Genomic DNA, 14,471 nt, shown 5'->3' with positions numbered 1-14,471 from the left:
CCGGACTACGCCTGCGGCTTGGGGCCGTCAATCGGTTGGCGGGCCGGCGCGAGCTTCCACCGCACCCGAGACCCCGAATCCGCCCGCCGCTGGCCACGCATCACGAGCTGCAGTCCGCGACCGCCGACCAGAGGCTCCAGCGCGATCTCGAGCGCGTCGTTGCGCAGGATCCAGCCCCCGCCGCCGCCCGGCGGGCGCAGCAGCACGCTGCGGCGGTCCTGCGAGACCTGGGCCTGCACGCCGCGGTGCAGGGGAAAGCGCACCGCATAGGGCACGAAGTGGCGGCCGTCTGGCCCCTGGGCCCGGGCGGTCGGGGTCAACCGGTCCTCGCCGCGCAGTTCCCCGGCGTCGAGGTCCAGGTAGAGGCGCCGCTGATGCACCAGGCCGTGGGCCTTCATCCATCCGTGGTGCGCCAGGTCCAGCCAGACCGCGCCCGGCGCCTCGTGCCGCTGAGCGTCCACGATCGCATCGGCGTCGACCAGCCGCGCGCCCAGCACCGCGGCGGCGAAGCCATCGAGCACCCTGCCGTGACCGCCCTCGCCGACCTGGACGCTGGAGGCGGCGGCGATGCCGCGTCCGGCGCCCGGGTCGATCAGCCGCCGACCGCCGACCAGCACCTGGATCGCCAGCGGCTGGTCGCAGGCCCGCTCTGCCCAGGCCCCGGCCGCCGGCGGCGCGATGTCGGCGATCACCTGGAGCCCGCGCGTGTCCATCCGCTGATAGCCGTCGAGGTCTGTCGCCGTGGCCCGGCCGTCGGCCTCGTCCTGCGCCCGCGCGGCGGCGACATAGGCGGGTGTCCGGGCCGATCCGCCGTGGAAATCGGCCAGCGCGCCGTCGTCCAAGGTGAAGAAGCGCACGGTGGCGGCCAGCCGGTCGATCGCCCGCTGCACGGTGTCGGGCGCCGCCAGCCCCCGCTGGACCATGGCCTCGTCCAGGGTTTGCAGGTCGAACAGCAGCTCCAAGGCCAGATCGGGCCGGCGCGACGCGTGGCCGCCATCGGGCCCCACCGTCACCGCGAGCGCGCGGCCCAGCCGGCCCAGGGCCCGGTCCAGCAACCGCTTGCCCGCCGGCCCGCGCAGCGCGACGCCCGCCACCGCCGCGCAGGCGGCCCGTTCGGCCGCGGTCGCCACGCTGCCGGGCCCGAGCAGGTCGCGGGCCTGGCGCGCCAGGTCGCCGGCGATCTTGGCCGTCTCGGCCTCGGAGGCGCGAGCCGCCAGCAGCGGGCCGGCGCAGGCCAGGTTGAACACCCGGCGCGCCATGATTTCCGGCGCCCAGGCGAACGCGTTCCACTTGCCGAACAGGCGGCGCCACTCCAGCACCAGGCGAAGCGCCTCGGCGGCGCCTTCCGGGCCGGCGGCGATCAGGCCGGGCAGCCAGTCGAAGCGGTGCAGGGCTTCCGCGAAGGCGCGCGTGGGGCTGGGCCGGTCCCATGGGTCGCCGCGCACGCCCGTCACCAGCGTCGCGCCCTCCAGGACGAAGGCGCCCGCCAGGATCGCTCGGCCGAGCTCGGGGTCCGCCGGGCGGAAGTCCTTGGGCTGAAGGCCGAACCCCATGGGTCGCGGCCTGGCGGTCAGCCAGCGGTAGGGCCCGGCGCCGCGCCACTCCTCCGCCAGGATACGGCCGGCGCCCACGATGAGCGCGCGGGCGAGGTGGCGTCCCGGGAGGCGTGGCGCGCGGAGCCCGGCCAACGGCGGCGCTCAGCCCCGGAGGGCGGCAATATTGGCGGCGTAACGCTCCGCCCCGCCGCGGAAGACGGCGGTTCCGGCCACCAGGGCGGTGGCCCCGGCGGCGATGCACAGGGGTGCGGTCTCGGGCGTGACACCGCCGTCGACCTCAAGGGGGATGTCGCGGCCCTCGGCGTCGATCATCTTCCGCAGCGCCTCGATCTTGCGAAGCTGGGAATGCATGAAGGTCTGGCCGCCGAAGCCGGGATTGATCGACATGACGAGGATCAGGTCCACCTCGTCCATCATCCATTGGATCACCGATGGGTCGGTCGAGGGGTTGAACACCACGCCTGCTTTGGCCCCCAGTTTGCGGATCTGCTTCAGCGTGCGGTTCAGGTGCGGCCCCGCCTCCGGATGGACGCTGACGTAGTCCGCCCCGGCGTTCACGAACGCCTCCAGGTAGGGGTCGGCCGGGCTGATCATCAGGTGACAGTCGAACGGGATCTTGGCGTGGGGCCTGAGCGCCTTCACCACGTCGGGCCCGATGGTGATGTTGGGCACGAAATGGCCGTCCATGACGTCCACGTGGACCCAGTCCGCGCCGGCCGCCTCGATCGCGGCGACCTCCTCGCCCAGGCGGGCGAAGTCCGACGCGAGGATCGAGGGGGCGATGATGGTCCGCTGAGCCATGGTTCCGCTTAACCTGATGCGGCCCCTGCTGCCAATCTCGGGTATCGGAGAGCGCCGAACCTATGAGGCCGCTTTCCTCATGCGGGCGACGTAGAACCCGTCCGTCCCCCCTTCGCGGTGGTGCGGCAGGATGCGCAGCGTCCCGTCTGGTTTGAGGCTGGCCTCGGGCGCCCCGCCCTCGCCGGGTTGCACGGGTTCCAGGGCGAAGTCCCTGTGGCGGGCGAGGAAGGCGGTGACCTGGTTCTCCCCCTCCTCCCATTCCAGCGAGCAGACGCAGTAGACTAGCCGTCCGCCGGGCTTCGTTCGCCGGGCCGCGCTGTCCAGCAGCTTCGACTGAACGGCGGCCAGCTTGGGGATGTCCGCCGGGCTGGCCACCCACAGCACATCGGGGTGGCGGCGGAAGGTGCCGGTGGCCGAGCAGGGCGCGTCCAGCAGCACGGCGTCGAAGGTGCGGCCATCCTTCCACTCCGCCGCGTCGGCCACAACCATCTCGGCGCCCAGTCCGGTGCGGGCCAGGTTCTCCGACACCCGCTTGATACGTCCGGCCGAGCGGTCGAGCGCGGTGACCTTGGCGCCGGCCGCGGCGAGCTGCAGGGTCTTGCCGCCCGGCGCGGCGCACATGTCGAGGGCCGTCTGGCCAGGCTGGGCGTCCAGCAGGCGCGCGGGGACCGCGGCCGAGGCGTCCTGCACCCACCAGCGGCCGTCGCTGAAGCCCGGCCAGGCCGAGACCTCGCCCTTCAGCCCCACGCGCAGGCTGCCGCCCGGCAGGGCCTGGGCCTCCAATTCGGCGGCGAGATCGCCGACATCGCCCTGCACGGTCAGGTCGGTGGCCGGCTCCATGCCGATCTGGGCGGCGATGGCGACCGCGTCGGCCTCGCCATAGGCCGAGCGCCAGCGCGCCTGTAGCCAGGTGGGGGCCATCAGCGAGGGATCGTTCAGTTCGGGCGGCTCGCGGTCCAGGCCGCGAAGCACGGCGTTGACCAGGCCCTTGAACGGCAGCCCGCCCTTCTGGGCCGCGGCCAGGTCGACGGTGGCGCCCACCGCCGCGTGGGCCGGTGTCTTCAGCACCAGGAGCTGGGCCGCGCCCAGGCGCAGGACGTGGACGATGTTCTCCGGCGGCGGCTTCTTCAGCCGCGCCTGCAGCGCCGTGTCGATGGGCCCGAGCCACCGCAGGGTCGCCATCACCAGGGCGCGGGCGAAGGCCCGGTCGCGGGCCGGCAGGGCCGCGAGGGCGGGATGGTTGAGGCCCTCGTCCAACCCGGCCCGCCGCGACAGGGCAGCGGTCAGCAGGTCGAGGGCGGCGGCGCGGGCCGGCAGGCCGCGGATGTCGTTGTTTTCGGGGTCGGTGGAGCTCACGGCGCGCGGCGTGCCCTCTTGGGCGCGGCGGCGCAAGGGATTAGATCAGGGACATGGCCGATCTCCCCCCCAACGCCGCCCCCGGCAAGGACCTCTCCCCCGCCGCGCTCCGCGCCCTGGAAGAGGCCGCCCAGCGCCACGCCGCCGAGGCGGCAGCCGCCGCGCGTCCGCCCGAAGACGGCGGCCCCAAGGGCCCGGAGCCCACGCGCTTCGGCGACTGGGAGCGCAAGGGCATCGCGGTGGATTTCTAGGGCCTAAACCCCGGCCATCTCGGCCGCCACCCGGCGCGCAGCGGTCTGCGGGTCGTTCGCCGCGGTGATGGGCCGTCCGCAGACGATATGGCTGGCTCCGGCCTTGAGGGCGTCGGAGGGGGTGGCGGCGCGGGCCTGGTCGTTCTTGGCCGACCAGTCGGGGCGGACGCCCGGCGTCACCACCAGGAAGTCCTTGCCGCCCAGCGAGCGGGCCAGGGCCGCTTCGTGCGGGCTGGCGATCACGCCGTCGCAGCCAGCGGCGATGGCCTGGTGGATGCGCCGTTCGACCAGGGCGCGGGCGGTCTCATGGTAGCCCGTCTCGATCAGGTCCTCGTCCGTCAGGCTGGTCAGCACCGTCACCGCCAGGATCTTGAGGTTCGAGGCGCCCCTGCCGCGCACCGCCGAGGCCATGACCTGGGGCTCGCCGTGGACGGTGAGAAAATCGCAACCCGAGCCGGCCAGCACCGCGGCGGCGCGCTGCACGGTCGTGCCGATGTCGTGCAGTTTCCAGTCCAGGAACACCTGCTTGCCGGCCGCCTTAAGTTCGCGGGCAAGGGTCATGCCTTCGCCCCCGGCAAACAGCTCCAGGCCCACCTTGTAGAAGCTGACGGCGTCGCCCAGCGCCTCCACCATGGCCCGCGCCGCGTCCACCGACGGCAGATCCAACGGGATGATCAGGCGAGGATCGGCTTTGACGGCGGGTTGCGCGAGCGTGTCGGCGGCGGCCATGGCATGGCTCCGGTTGGGGGCGGGGTGTTCCGCCGTCATCGATTTGGGCTAAGACCCTGACATGGGCCAGGCTGAGTTCGCGGTCAACTTCTTCGTCGCGCTGTTCGCGCTCCTCGACCCGGTCGGGAACGTCCCGCTGTTCGCGGCGGCGACCGCTGGCGCGAAATCGCGCGATCGCGCCTGGATCGCGCTCTACATCTCGCTGTTCGTCCTGGGTTTCCTGACCTTCTTCTACTTCACGGGCCTGAGCCTGCTGGAATTCTTCGGCATCTCGCTGCCGGCGTTCCGGATCGCGGGCGGCATCATCCTCTTCCTGCTGGGCCTGGAGATGGCCCGCGACGATTTCACCGCCACCTACGCCGAGGCGGCGGAAGCGCCGGTGGCCTCGGGCCGGGCCTATGTTCGCAAGCGCTTCGAGCGGATGATCGTGCCGTTCGCCATGCCGCTGCTGATCGGGCCGGGAGCGATCTCCAGCGTGGTGATCTACGCCAGCCAGGCGCGGCAGTTCGGGCTGCAGGGCGCGTTCGTCGGGGTGGGGGTGATCGGCGCGGTGGCGCTGGCCACCCTGCTGTCGTTCCTGGCGACCCCGATCATCACCAAGCTCCTGGGCCGCATCGGCCTGACCATCGTGGTCCGCGTCCTGGGGCTGATCCTCTGCGCGCTCGCGATCCAGTTCATACTGGCCGGCTTCGCCGAGAGCACGACAGGCTTCATCCGCCCCGGTGTGGCGAACCCATACGGGCACTGAAACTCAGAGTTTCCTGAACCTCGCGCCCTGCGACGCCATCAGCGCCAGGGCCCAGTCGTCGGGGATCGCCTTGGCGAAGGCCGCGATGGCTTTATTGGGTGCGCCGGGCACGCAGACGGCGCGGTTGGCCTCCATGGCCTCGTAGCCTGCGGCCGCCACCTCGTCGGCGCCCATCCACAGCCAGGCCGGCGTGGACGAGCTGGCCAGTTCGCGCGTGCCGTTCACGTCATGGAACTCGGAATAGGTGAACCCCGGGCAGAGCGCCGAGACATGCACCCCGTCGGCGGCGACCTCCAGGTGCAGGCTCTGCGAGAACCGCACCATAAACGCCTTGGACGCCGCATAGAGCGTATGACCTGCCGCGGCCGGGACCAGCCCGGCCAGCGAGGCCACGTTCACGATCCGCCCGAACATCCGCTGCTGCATGCCGCCCAACACCCGGTGCGCCAGTTCGCAGGGGGCGGTGGTCATCACCTGGATGAAGGCCGCCTGCTCCTTCCACAGGGTGTCGCCATAGCCACCCGGCAGGCCGTAGCCGGCGTTGTTGACCAGGCAGTCCACCGTGCGGCCGTGGGCGGTCAGGTGGTCCAGGATATCGCCCGGCGCCTCAGGCTCGGTGAGGTCGGCCGCCACGGTCAGGGTCTCGACCCCGTAGCGGAGGCGGATTTCCTCGGCCAGGGCGTCCAGCCGCTCGATCCGGCGCGCCGTCAGGGCGAGGTCATAGCCGTGGCTGGCCAGGATGCGGGCAAAGGCCGCCCCGATCCCCGCCGAAGCCCCGGTCACCAGCGCCAGTTTTCGATCCATTCCGCGCCCCGCGAGTCGACACCTGCGAAACTAGGGGCACGGGTGAACCGTTCAAGGTACAAGCGGCGCTGCGACATCTCCGACCGGCGGGCTGCGATTGAACGCTGTAAGGATTGGGTGTATTCGCGCCCGCCGCGACGGCATCGGGCCGCCTATGGGAGCCTTGTTCAGGTCTCCCGGAGATAATGGATGGCTGATCAGGCCGTCGACGCTCAAAAGGCGTCCGAAGACCCGTCGCATTCCCCTCCCAAGGAAGGATTCTGGGCGCTCGCGCTCGGGTCCATCGGCGTGGTGTTCGGCGACATCGGGACCAGCCCGCTCTACGCCATGCGCGAGGCCCTGGGCCATTCGCGCGGCGGCGGCGGCGGGGAGATGGCGGTGCTGGGCGTGGTCTCGCTGATCACCTGGGCGCTGATCCTCATCGTCACCATCAAATACGTCGTCTTCCTGATGCGGGCCGACAACAAGGGCGAGGGCGGGACGCTCGCGCTCATGGCCCTGGCCCAGCGGGTCAGTCCGGGCGGGCGCTCGCGGATCATCTTCTTCCTGGGCGTGGTGGGCGCGGCGCTGTTCTACGGCGACGGGATCATCACGCCGGCCGTCTCGGTGATGGGCGCGGTGGAGGGCCTGAAGCTCGCGCCCGGCGTCGGCCCGAGGCTGGACCAGGGGATGGTGCAGGCGATCTCCGCCGGCATCCTGGTCGGGCTGTTCCTGGTGCAGTCGCGCGGTACGGCCATGGTGGCGAAGTTCTTCGGACCCATCACGGCGCTCTGGTTCCTGACGCTGGCGGGCCTGGGGGTGTTCCACATCGCCGACGACCTTTCGATCCTGCGGGCGCTGTCGCCTCACTTCGGAGTCATCTTTCTGATCGACAACGGTTTTCTGGGTTTCGTGATCCTGGGCAGTGTGTTCCTGGCCGTCACCGGAGCCGAGGCGCTGTACGCCGACATGGGCCACTTCGGGAAGAAGCCGATCCAAGCCGCGTGGCTGATACTCTGCCTGCCCTGCCTGTTGCTGAACTACTTCGGCCAGGGCGCCCTGGTGCTCTCTGACCCGACCGCGCGGATCAACCCGTTCTTCCGGATGATCCCGGAGGTCGCCTACTGGCCCGTGCTGGGGCTCGCCACGGCGGCCGCCATCATCGCCAGTCAGGCCGTGATCACCGGCGCCTTCTCCATGACCCAACAGGCGGTGTCGCTGGGCCTGTTCCCGCGCATCGACATCCGCCGGACGTCCGAGACCCAGGCCGGGCAGATCTATGTGCCCCAGGTGAACACCTTCCTGCTGATCGGCGTCCTGGTGCTGATCGCCATGTTCCAGAACTCGTCCAACCTGGCGTCCGCCTACGGCATCGCGGTGACCGGATCGATGTTCGTGGACACGCTGCTGTTCTTCTACATCGTCCGCTACATGTGGAAGCGGCCGGTCTGGCAGGCGGCGGCGGCCTCGATGATCTTCGGGGCGCTGGACGTCGTGTTCATCACCTCGAACCTGCTGAAGTTCTTCCACGGCGCCTGGCTGCCGCTCGCCATGGGCGCCTGCCTGATCGTGGTGATGTGGACCTGGAACCGGGGCGCCCAGATCCTCACCGACAAGACCCGGCGCGACTCCGTCAGCCTGACCGAACTGGCCGACATCCTGAAGGCCCGCGCGCCCTACCGAGCGCCCGGCACGGCGATCTTCCTGACCAGCGATCCGGACACCGCCCCCGTCGCCCTGATGCACAACCTCAAGCACAACAAGGTGCTGCACGAGAAGAACATCATCCTCTCGGTCTCCACCGCCGAGACCCCCAGGGTGAGCGACGACAGCCGCGTACGGATCGAGCCGGTGAACGACGACTTCAAGAAGGTGATCATCGGCTACGGCTTCATGGAGAGCCCGAACATCCCCAAGGCGCTGGGCCTGTGCCGCAAGCAGGGGCTGAAGTTCGACATCATGGCGACGTCGTTCTTCCTCGGCCGCCGCTCGGTTGTGCCGTCCGCCCAGTCGGGCATGCCCCTTTGGCAAGATAAGTTGTTCATCTTCCTGATGAAGAACGCCGCCAACCCCACCGACTTCTACAAGATCCCGCCGGGCCGCGTGGTCGAGATGGGAACCCAGGTCACCGTCTAGATGCTCACCGTCCTGCACTATCTGGCCGATGGCCTGTGGATCCTGGCCATGGCCCTGATCGCCTCCACCAGCCGCGGGGCGCTGAAGCGCGTGCCGGCGGACGCGAAGATGCCGATGCAGTGGGGCAAGGACGGCAAGCCGACCTGGCGGCTGGCCCGAAACGTGGCGCTGGGCGTGATGTTCGGCGTCCCCCTGGTGCTCGGCCTGGCGCTGTCGGCCCTGTCGCGCATGGCGGTCTACGACGCCCAGTCCGCGGTGATCCTGTTCCTGATGCGCACCCTGCTGGCGGGCCTGTTCGCCGTCGTCTGCCTGACATGGCTACGAGGCAGTCTGCGCACGCTGGAGGACGAGGGCGTCGTTACCCCTTGAACCCTGCGGCCACGTGCCCTTAAAGGCGCGCGACTTTTCCGTTTCTCGCTACGAAAGCTCCTCCCGCAATGGCCGACATCAAGAAGGTCGTCCTCGCCTACTCCGGCGGGCTCGACAGCTCCACCATCGTCAAGTGGCTGCAGACCGAGCTGGGCGCCGAGGTGGCGACCTTCACGGCCGACCTGGGCCAGGGCGAGGAGGTCGAGCCCGCCCGCGCCAAGGCCATCACCCTGGGCGTGAAGCCGGAGAACGCCTTCGTCGAGGACGTGCGGGAGGAGTTCGTGCGCGACTACGTCTTCCCGATGTTCCGCGCCAATACGGTCTATGAGGGCCAGTACCTGCTGGGCACCTCCATCGCGCGGCCGCTGATCGCCAAGAAGCAGATCGAGATCGCCCGGAAGATCGGCGCCGACGCGGTGGCTCACGGGGCCACCGGCAAGGGCAACGACCAGGTCCGCTTCGAGATCGCCTATTACGCGCTCGAGCCCGACATCCAGGTCGTGGCGCCCTGGCGCGAGTGGGATTTCAAGAGCCGCGAGGCCCTGCTGGACTTCGCCGAGAAGCACCAGATTCCGATCACCAAGGACAAGCGCGGCGAGGCGCCCTTCAGCGTCGACGCCAACCTGCTGCATTCCTCCTCGGAGGGGAAGGTCCTGGAGGACCCGGACGTCGAGGCCCCCGAGTTCGTCCACATGCGCACGCTCTCGCCCGAGGCCGCGCCGGACAAGCCCACCGTCTTCACGATGGACTTCGAGCGGGGCGACCCCGTCGCCATCGACGGCGTGGCCATGTCCCCGGCTGCGCTGCTGACCAAGCTGAACCAGCTGGGCCACGACAACGGCGTCGGCCGCCTGGACCTGGTCGAGAACCGCTACGTCGGGATGAAGTCGCGCGGCGTCTACGAGACCCCCGGCGGCACGATCCTGCTGGCCGCCCACCGCGGCATCGAGTCCATCACCCTGGACCGGGGCGCCATGCACCTGAAGGACGAGCTGATGCCGAAGTACGCGTCGCTCATCTACAACGGCTTCTGGTTCGCCCCCGAGCGCGAGATGCTGCAGGCGGCGATCGATTTCAGCCAGGAGAAGGTGACCGGACAAGTCCGGGTGAAGCTCTACAAGGGCAATGTCACCATCATCGGCCGCAACAGTCCCTACTCGCTGTACGACCAGGAACTGGTCACCTTCGAGGAAGGCAAGGTCGCCTACGACCACCGCGACGCGGCGGGCTTCATCAAGCTCAACGCGCTGCGCCTGCGCGTGGCGGCGAAGCGGGACAAGCGCGGATAGCGCCTTCGGAAAGCCGTCGGCCGGGGCGTCCCGGCGGCGGCCCGCCAACTCTCGCGCTCAGCCCTCCAGGCGGTTGTAGGGGTACTGGTCGCGGATCTCTGCCTGGAAGAACCGACCTTTGGAGTCCGCGTCCAGGAACGAGCGGCACACCTCGCCGGGCACGCCGACGTAGAGGTAGCGTTCGCCGCTCATGAAGCGGACGAACAGCTTCTCGTGGTCCGCATCGTAGTCGATCGCCTGGATGGCTGTGGAGTCGACGTCCATGGGCGGTGCTCCCGGAGGGCCTGACACCCCCTAGAACGCGCGGGCCGATCGTATCGGTTCCCCCGGCCGCCATAAGGCGCCAAGGTCTTCGGAACGGCGGCGCTTGTTCGCCGCTGTCGAGGAACCCCCTGGATGCAGTCCCACGCCCTTGTCGCCATCGTCACGCTCCTGGCCCTGCTGACCTATTTCTGGATGAGCCTGCAGGTGGCGCGGGCGCGCAGGAAGTGCGGGATCGACGCCCCCGCCATGACCGGCGACCCGGTCCTGGAGCGCACCATCCGCGCCCACTACAACACCCTGGAATGGCTGCCGCTGTTCCTGGTCCCATTGTGGCTGTTCGCGATCTACTGGAGCGACCTTTGGGCCGCGGCCATCGGACTGGTCTGGATCGTGGGGCGGATCGTCTACCAGTTGGGCTACGTGGCCGACCCGAAGAAGCGCGAAGCCGGCTTCCTGATCCAGGCCCTGGCCGTGGCGGTCCTGCTGTTCGGGTCGCTCGGCCGGTTGATTTACGTCCTGGCGGTCACCCAGGCCTGAGAACCGAAACGCCGCAACCACAATTGCGGCGAAGTGTTGTGGAACATACATCCCTGCGGATGGGGACGTCCGAGTTCGAGATAAGCAAATGTCAAAGAAATCAGCCGCTTTCGCAGTCGCACTGGTTCTCTCGGCCGGCCTCGCCGCCTGCGCGACACCTACGCCCTACCAGCCCAACGTAAAGGGGCAGTCCACGGCGGGCGGCTATTCCGAGGTTCGCCTCGAGCCCAACCGGTATCGCGTCAACTTCATGGGCAATTCGCTCACCAGCCGCGAGACCGTGGAGGGCTACCTGCTCTTCCGGGCCGCCGAGCTGACGGTCGAGAGCGGCTACGACTGGTTCGCCGTGGTCGACCGCGACACCGACAGGAAGACCCAGTCCTATGTCGAGCCGGATCCGTTCTATCGGCCCTGGTACGGGTCATACGGCTTCTGGCGTCCGTCGTGGCGTTACTATGGCCGCGGCTTCGGCTGGCGCGGCTGGGATCCCTTCTGGGGCGACCCCTTCTGGGCCGACCGTGTGGACGTGCGCACGGTCGAGCGGTTCGAAGCCTCGGCCGAGATCGTCATGCAGAAGGGCGCCAAGCCCACCGACGATGTGAAGGCCTTCGACGCCCGGGCGGTGATCGAGAACCTGAAGCCCCGGGTCCAGTACCCCGAGGCCAAGCGGTAACGGAACCAGGTCTCGCTCTCCCATCCGCGGGGAGGGAGACCGCCGGCGCCCATCCTCGCGCCGCCTACCAGAGCGATTTCGCCGCGCGTGACGGCCAGTCGTCGTCGTAAGCCTTGCCGCCGACTTCGCCCCCGCTGACGGCCGCGAGCATTTCGCCGGGCGTAGGCAGATCGCCGGCCTTGACGTGCCTGGCAGGATTCCAAAGCGCGGAGCGCACCACCGCCCGGGCGCATTGGAAGTAGGCGGCCTCGACGCTGACGATGATCGCGGTCCTGGGGGCCGACCCCTCGACGGCGAACGAATCCAGCAACTCGGGGTCGGCCGAGATCACCGCCCGGCCGTTCACGCGAAATGTCGTCCCCGAGCCGGGGATGAGGAACAGCAGCGCCACGCGCGGGTCGCGGACGATGTTGCGCAGGCTGTCGATACGATTGTTCCCTCGACGGTCCGGCATGATGAGGGTCTTGGGGTCAGCCACTCAGACGAAGCCGGGGCCGTCCCCCCGGGGGCTGCAGTCGAGGCCTTCCGGCCCGCTCGTCGCCAGGGCCACGAATGGAGAAGCCTCGATCAGGGCCCGGTACGCAGGGGTGATCCAGGCCACTTCCTTCACAACCGAGGCCGGCGCGAGAGGCGCCTGGTAGATGGAGCACAGCTGGTCGAGGTCGCGAACGATCATGCGTAAGCATCGCTCAAGCCGGAGACGCGCGACAGCCGGTTTGGGCCGCGTGGTTCTCGCAGCACGCTGGGGGGAGCCGCAAAGCCGGCCGCCGGCGCTCCCGCGGCGCCTCCAAGCGGTCCCGCCGAACGAATAGAGGGAATACGTCGCAAATTCGGCGGGTTGCGTCTCGCAAAGCGCTGCTGTTTGGGATTTTTGAGTTATTCTGGTGAAGCTTGGGTTGGAGGGGCGAAGTGATGGGTAAGGCGTGGTCGCCGCCCGGGGCTGGCCGTGGGCCGAAGACGCGCTGGAAGGCGGTCTTCGCGGCCGTCGTCATCAACGTCGCCGTCGCCAATGGCGCCTGGGCCGCCCAGCGCGTGGCCCTGATTGTCGGCGTCTCCAAATACGACAAGGTTCCCAGCCTGGCGAACCCGGCCAAAGACGCCCGCCTGGTGCAGGCGACCCTGCAGAAACTTGGTTTCCAGGTGAAGGTGCTGACCGACCCCAACCGCGCCCAGCTCATCGAGGGCCTGGGCGACTTCGAAGAGGCGGCCAAGGGCTCCGAAGCCGCGGTGATCTACTACGCCGGCCACGGCGCGATGATCGACGGCGTGAACTACCTGCTGCCCAAGGACGCCGTCAGCACCAACAAGTCCGCCCTCACGGGCTCGGCCGTGGAATCCGCTCGCCTGGGCCAGGCGATGGTCGGCGCCAAGGCCGTCCGCCTGATCATCCTGGACGCCTGCCGCAACAACCCGACCGCCACCCGCAGCATCGGCGGCAATTCCCGCGGCCTCGCCCGGGAATCCGGCCCGACCAGCGTCGCGGTGGTGACCCTGATGGCCGCCGGCCCCGGCCAGGTGGCCCAGGACGGCGCCGCGGGCGCGGCCAACAGCCCCTTCGCCATCGCCCTCACCCAGGGCATGACCCGCCCCGGCATAACCGTCGGCGAACTGCCCAGCTATGTGCAGGCCGAGGTCGAACGGATGACCGAGGGCGAGCAGACTCCGGACCTGCAGGGCATCTGGCCCAACGTCCACTGGAGCTTCGACCTCAACGGCCCGGTGAAGCAGGCGTCCGCCGCCCCCACCGCCGATCTCACCAAGATCAAGTGGGAGAAGGACCAGGTCTTCTGGAACACGGTCAAGGACTCCGACGATCCGGCCGACTTCAAGGCCTATATGGAGGCCCAGGACCGCGGCGAGATCACCGGTTCGTTCCGCAAGCTGGCCTCCAACCGCATCCGGGCGCTGGAGAAGCTGCCGGCCGGCTCGTTCCAGGTGGCCTCACGCTCCGCCCAGCCCGGCCAGGACCTGGTGATCAGCGCCCGCGACGCCTTCGCCCGCGGCGATTTCGCCGCCGCCGCGCGCGACTGGACCACCGCCGCCCAACAGGGCAACGGCGCGGCCATGTACAACCTTGGCGTCATGTCGCTCACCGGTAAGGGCGCGCCCAAGAGCGCTGAGGCGGCGGCCAAGTGGTTCAAGGCCTCGGCCGACGCCGGCCACTCCGGCGGCATGGTCAACTGGGGACTCTGCCGCCTGAACGGCTTCGGCACGGCCAAGGACGAAAAGGCCGGCTTCGACTGGATCCAGAAGGCCGCCGACCGCGGCTCGGCCAACGCCATGGGCATGCTGGCCGAGGCGTATCTGCGCGGCCGCGGCGTCGGCCAGGATCCCCGCCAGGCGGCCGGCTGGCTGCAGAAAGCCGTGGACGCCGGCGACGGCCCGTCGATCGCTCAGCTCGCCGAGCTGTACGAGCGCGGCCAGGGAGTGGCCAGGGACGGCCGCCGCGCCTTCAACCTCTACCAGCGCGCCGCAGTGGCCGGCGACACCGACGCCATGGTCCGCCTGGGCTACGCCTACGAGGACGGCGAGGCGGTGGCCAAGGACGAGGTCCAGGCCGCAACCTGGTACCAGCGCGCCGCCGAGGCCGGGAACAGCGAGGGCATGTCCAGCCTGGCCGTCATGCTGGAAAACGGTAGTGGCCTACCGCAGGACTACGCGCGCGCCGCAGAATACTACCGTTTGGCCGCAAACGCCGGTGACGCCCGCGGCTATCTTGGCCTAGGCAGCATGACCGTGCGTGGCGCGGGCGTGCGGGCCAATCCGGCCGAGGCCGTGCGGCTGTTCCAGGCCGCGGCGGACCGCGGCAGCGCGCTCGCCATGCGCAACCTGGGCATCATGTACGAAACCGGCCAGGGCGTGCGCGCCGACCGGAAGAAGGCGATCGACTACTACCGCAAGGCGCTGGCGGCCGGCGATCAGGAGGCCCGCGGCGAACTCGAGCGGCTGGGGGCCGTGAGCTAGGGATTACGGGGGGAC

14 protein-coding genes and 1 pseudogene are annotated in these 14,471 nt (G+C 69.7%); 8 read left to right on the top strand and 7 right to left on the bottom strand.

Annotated elements, in window-relative coordinates:
• Positions 1 to 5: 5 nt before the first annotated feature.
• The 3 genes from EPO51_RS13855 to EPO51_RS13845 all read right to left on the bottom strand — a co-directional run bounded on the left by EPO51_RS13855 (position 6) and on the right by EPO51_RS13845 (position 3,713).
• The gene (locus EPO51_RS13855) at positions 6 to 1,631 is read right to left on the bottom strand and encodes a heparinase II/III family protein (protein WP_293351468.1); all 1,626 of its coding nucleotides are present in this window, start codon (positions 1,629 to 1,631) and stop codon (positions 6 to 8) included.
• A 66-nt stretch (positions 1,632 to 1,697) separates the two neighbouring features.
• Positions 1,698 to 2,357 carry a ribulose-phosphate 3-epimerase gene (rpe, locus tag EPO51_RS13850; RefSeq protein ID WP_293351466.1) on the bottom strand — a complete coding sequence of 220 codons (660 nt, stop codon included), beginning with the start codon at positions 2,355 to 2,357 and terminating at the stop codon, positions 1,698 to 1,700.
• Between the two features lie 60 nt (positions 2,358 to 2,417).
• Positions 2,418 to 3,713, bottom strand: a complete 1,296-nt coding sequence (locus EPO51_RS13845; protein ID WP_293351464.1) for an RsmB/NOP family class I SAM-dependent RNA methyltransferase — start codon at positions 3,711 to 3,713, stop codon at positions 2,418 to 2,420.
• Positions 3,714 to 3,766: 53 nt separating this feature from the next.
• On the opposite strand from EPO51_RS13845, the gene EPO51_RS13840 reads away from it, so the two are divergent.
• Positions 3,767 to 3,964 carry a DUF1674 domain-containing protein gene (locus tag EPO51_RS13840; protein WP_293351462.1) on the top strand — a complete coding sequence of 66 codons (198 nt, stop codon included), beginning with the start codon at positions 3,767 to 3,769 and terminating at the stop codon, positions 3,962 to 3,964.
• Positions 3,965 to 3,967: 3 nt separating this feature from the next.
• Here EPO51_RS13840 and pyrF read toward each other — a convergent pair whose 3' ends face one another.
• A complete protein-coding gene (pyrF, locus tag EPO51_RS13835) occupies positions 3,968 to 4,693 on the bottom strand; it encodes an orotidine-5'-phosphate decarboxylase (protein WP_293351460.1) in 726 nt (241 codons plus the stop codon).
• Positions 4,694 to 4,754: 61 nt separating this feature from the next.
• On the opposite strand from pyrF, the gene EPO51_RS13830 reads away from it, so the two are divergent.
• Complete coding sequence (locus tag EPO51_RS13830) at positions 4,755 to 5,441, top strand: MarC family protein (protein ID WP_293351458.1); 687 nt, start codon at positions 4,755 to 4,757, stop codon at positions 5,439 to 5,441.
• Between the two features lie 3 nt (positions 5,442 to 5,444).
• Here the strand turns inward: EPO51_RS13830 and EPO51_RS13825 are convergent, their stop codons facing one another.
• Positions 5,445 to 6,245: an SDR family NAD(P)-dependent oxidoreductase gene (locus EPO51_RS13825; protein WP_293351456.1), complete on the bottom strand. Its 801-nt coding sequence runs from the start codon at positions 6,243 to 6,245 to the stop codon at positions 5,445 to 5,447.
• Between the two features lie 189 nt (positions 6,246 to 6,434).
• Here EPO51_RS13825 and EPO51_RS13820 point away from each other — a divergent pair, with 189 nt between their 5' ends.
• The 3 genes from EPO51_RS13820 (at position 6,435) to EPO51_RS13810 (ending at position 10,018) form a co-directional block, all read left to right on the top strand.
• The gene (locus tag EPO51_RS13820; RefSeq protein ID WP_293351454.1) at positions 6,435 to 8,360 is read left to right on the top strand and encodes a potassium transporter Kup; all 1,926 of its coding nucleotides are present in this window, start codon (positions 6,435 to 6,437) and stop codon (positions 8,358 to 8,360) included.
• Positions 8,361 to 8,729, top strand: coding sequence for a hypothetical protein (locus tag EPO51_RS13815; RefSeq protein WP_293351452.1), 369 nt, complete (start codon positions 8,361 to 8,363; stop codon positions 8,727 to 8,729). It begins immediately after the preceding gene.
• A gap of 68 nt (positions 8,730 to 8,797) precedes the next feature.
• Positions 8,798 to 10,018 (top strand): argininosuccinate synthase, encoded by a 1,221-nt coding sequence (locus tag EPO51_RS13810; RefSeq protein WP_293351450.1) that lies wholly within the window; start codon positions 8,798 to 8,800, stop codon positions 10,016 to 10,018.
• Positions 10,019 to 10,075: 57 nt separating this feature from the next.
• On the opposite strand, the gene EPO51_RS13805 is transcribed toward EPO51_RS13810, so the two are convergent.
• The gene (locus EPO51_RS13805; protein ID WP_293351448.1) at positions 10,076 to 10,282 is read right to left on the bottom strand and encodes a KTSC domain-containing protein; all 207 of its coding nucleotides are present in this window, start codon (positions 10,280 to 10,282) and stop codon (positions 10,076 to 10,078) included.
• A gap of 132 nt (positions 10,283 to 10,414) precedes the next feature.
• Here EPO51_RS13805 and EPO51_RS13800 point away from each other — a divergent pair, with 132 nt between their 5' ends.
• Positions 10,415 to 10,819, top strand: coding sequence for an MAPEG family protein (locus tag EPO51_RS13800; RefSeq protein ID WP_293351421.1), 405 nt, complete (start codon positions 10,415 to 10,417; stop codon positions 10,817 to 10,819).
• Between the two features lie 88 nt (positions 10,820 to 10,907).
• The gene (locus tag EPO51_RS13795) at positions 10,908 to 11,492 is read left to right on the top strand and encodes a CC0125/CC1285 family lipoprotein (protein ID WP_293351419.1); all 585 of its coding nucleotides are present in this window, start codon (positions 10,908 to 10,910) and stop codon (positions 11,490 to 11,492) included.
• A 64-nt stretch (positions 11,493 to 11,556) separates the two neighbouring features.
• On the opposite strand, the pseudogene EPO51_RS13790 reads toward EPO51_RS13795, so the two are convergent.
• Positions 11,557 to 12,168, bottom strand: a pseudogene (locus EPO51_RS13790) (pyridoxamine 5'-phosphate oxidase family protein).
• A 236-nt stretch (positions 12,169 to 12,404) separates the two neighbouring features.
• Between EPO51_RS13790 and EPO51_RS13785 the strand changes: the two are divergent.
• Positions 12,405 to 14,456, top strand: coding sequence for a caspase family protein (locus tag EPO51_RS13785; RefSeq protein WP_293351417.1), 2,052 nt, complete (start codon positions 12,405 to 12,407; stop codon positions 14,454 to 14,456).
• Positions 14,457 to 14,471 lie beyond the last annotated feature (15 nt).

Origin of the sequence: Phenylobacterium sp. (genome assembly GCF_004297125.1) — a bacterium.
Lineage (GTDB): Bacteria > Pseudomonadota > Alphaproteobacteria > Caulobacterales > Caulobacteraceae > Phenylobacterium.
The sequence above is the reverse complement of the archived record's forward strand: the minus strand, read 5'-3'. Positions and strand labels throughout refer to the sequence as shown.

Bases quoted from the DNA above. Each gene is read 5' to 3' on its own strand.
- EPO51_RS13830 (WP_293351458.1), top strand. From the start codon at position 4,755: ATGGGCCAGGCTGAGTTCGCGGTCAACTTCTTCGTCGCGCTGTTCGCG.
- EPO51_RS13840 (WP_293351462.1), top strand. From the start codon at position 3,767: ATGGCCGATCTCCCCCCCAACGCCGCCCCCGGCAAGGACCTCTCCCCC.
- EPO51_RS13805 (WP_293351448.1), bottom strand. From the start codon at position 10,282: ATGGACGTCGACTCCACAGCCATCCAGGCGATCGACTACGATGCGGAC.
- EPO51_RS13785 (WP_293351417.1), top strand. From the start codon at position 12,405: ATGGGTAAGGCGTGGTCGCCGCCCGGGGCTGGCCGTGGGCCGAAGACG.
- EPO51_RS13810 (WP_293351450.1), top strand. From the start codon at position 8,798: ATGGCCGACATCAAGAAGGTCGTCCTCGCCTACTCCGGCGGGCTCGAC.
- rpe (WP_293351466.1), bottom strand. From the start codon at position 2,357: ATGGCTCAGCGGACCATCATCGCCCCCTCGATCCTCGCGTCGGACTTC.
- EPO51_RS13795 (WP_293351419.1), top strand. From the start codon at position 10,908: ATGTCAAAGAAATCAGCCGCTTTCGCAGTCGCACTGGTTCTCTCGGCC.
- EPO51_RS13815 (WP_293351452.1), top strand. From the start codon at position 8,361: ATGCTCACCGTCCTGCACTATCTGGCCGATGGCCTGTGGATCCTGGCC.
- pyrF (WP_293351460.1), bottom strand. From the start codon at position 4,693: ATGGCCGCCGCCGACACGCTCGCGCAACCCGCCGTCAAAGCCGATCCT.
- EPO51_RS13820 (WP_293351454.1), top strand. From the start codon at position 6,435: ATGGCTGATCAGGCCGTCGACGCTCAAAAGGCGTCCGAAGACCCGTCG.
- EPO51_RS13800 (WP_293351421.1), top strand. From the start codon at position 10,415: ATGCAGTCCCACGCCCTTGTCGCCATCGTCACGCTCCTGGCCCTGCTG.
- EPO51_RS13825 (WP_293351456.1), bottom strand. From the start codon at position 6,245: ATGGATCGAAAACTGGCGCTGGTGACCGGGGCTTCGGCGGGGATCGGG.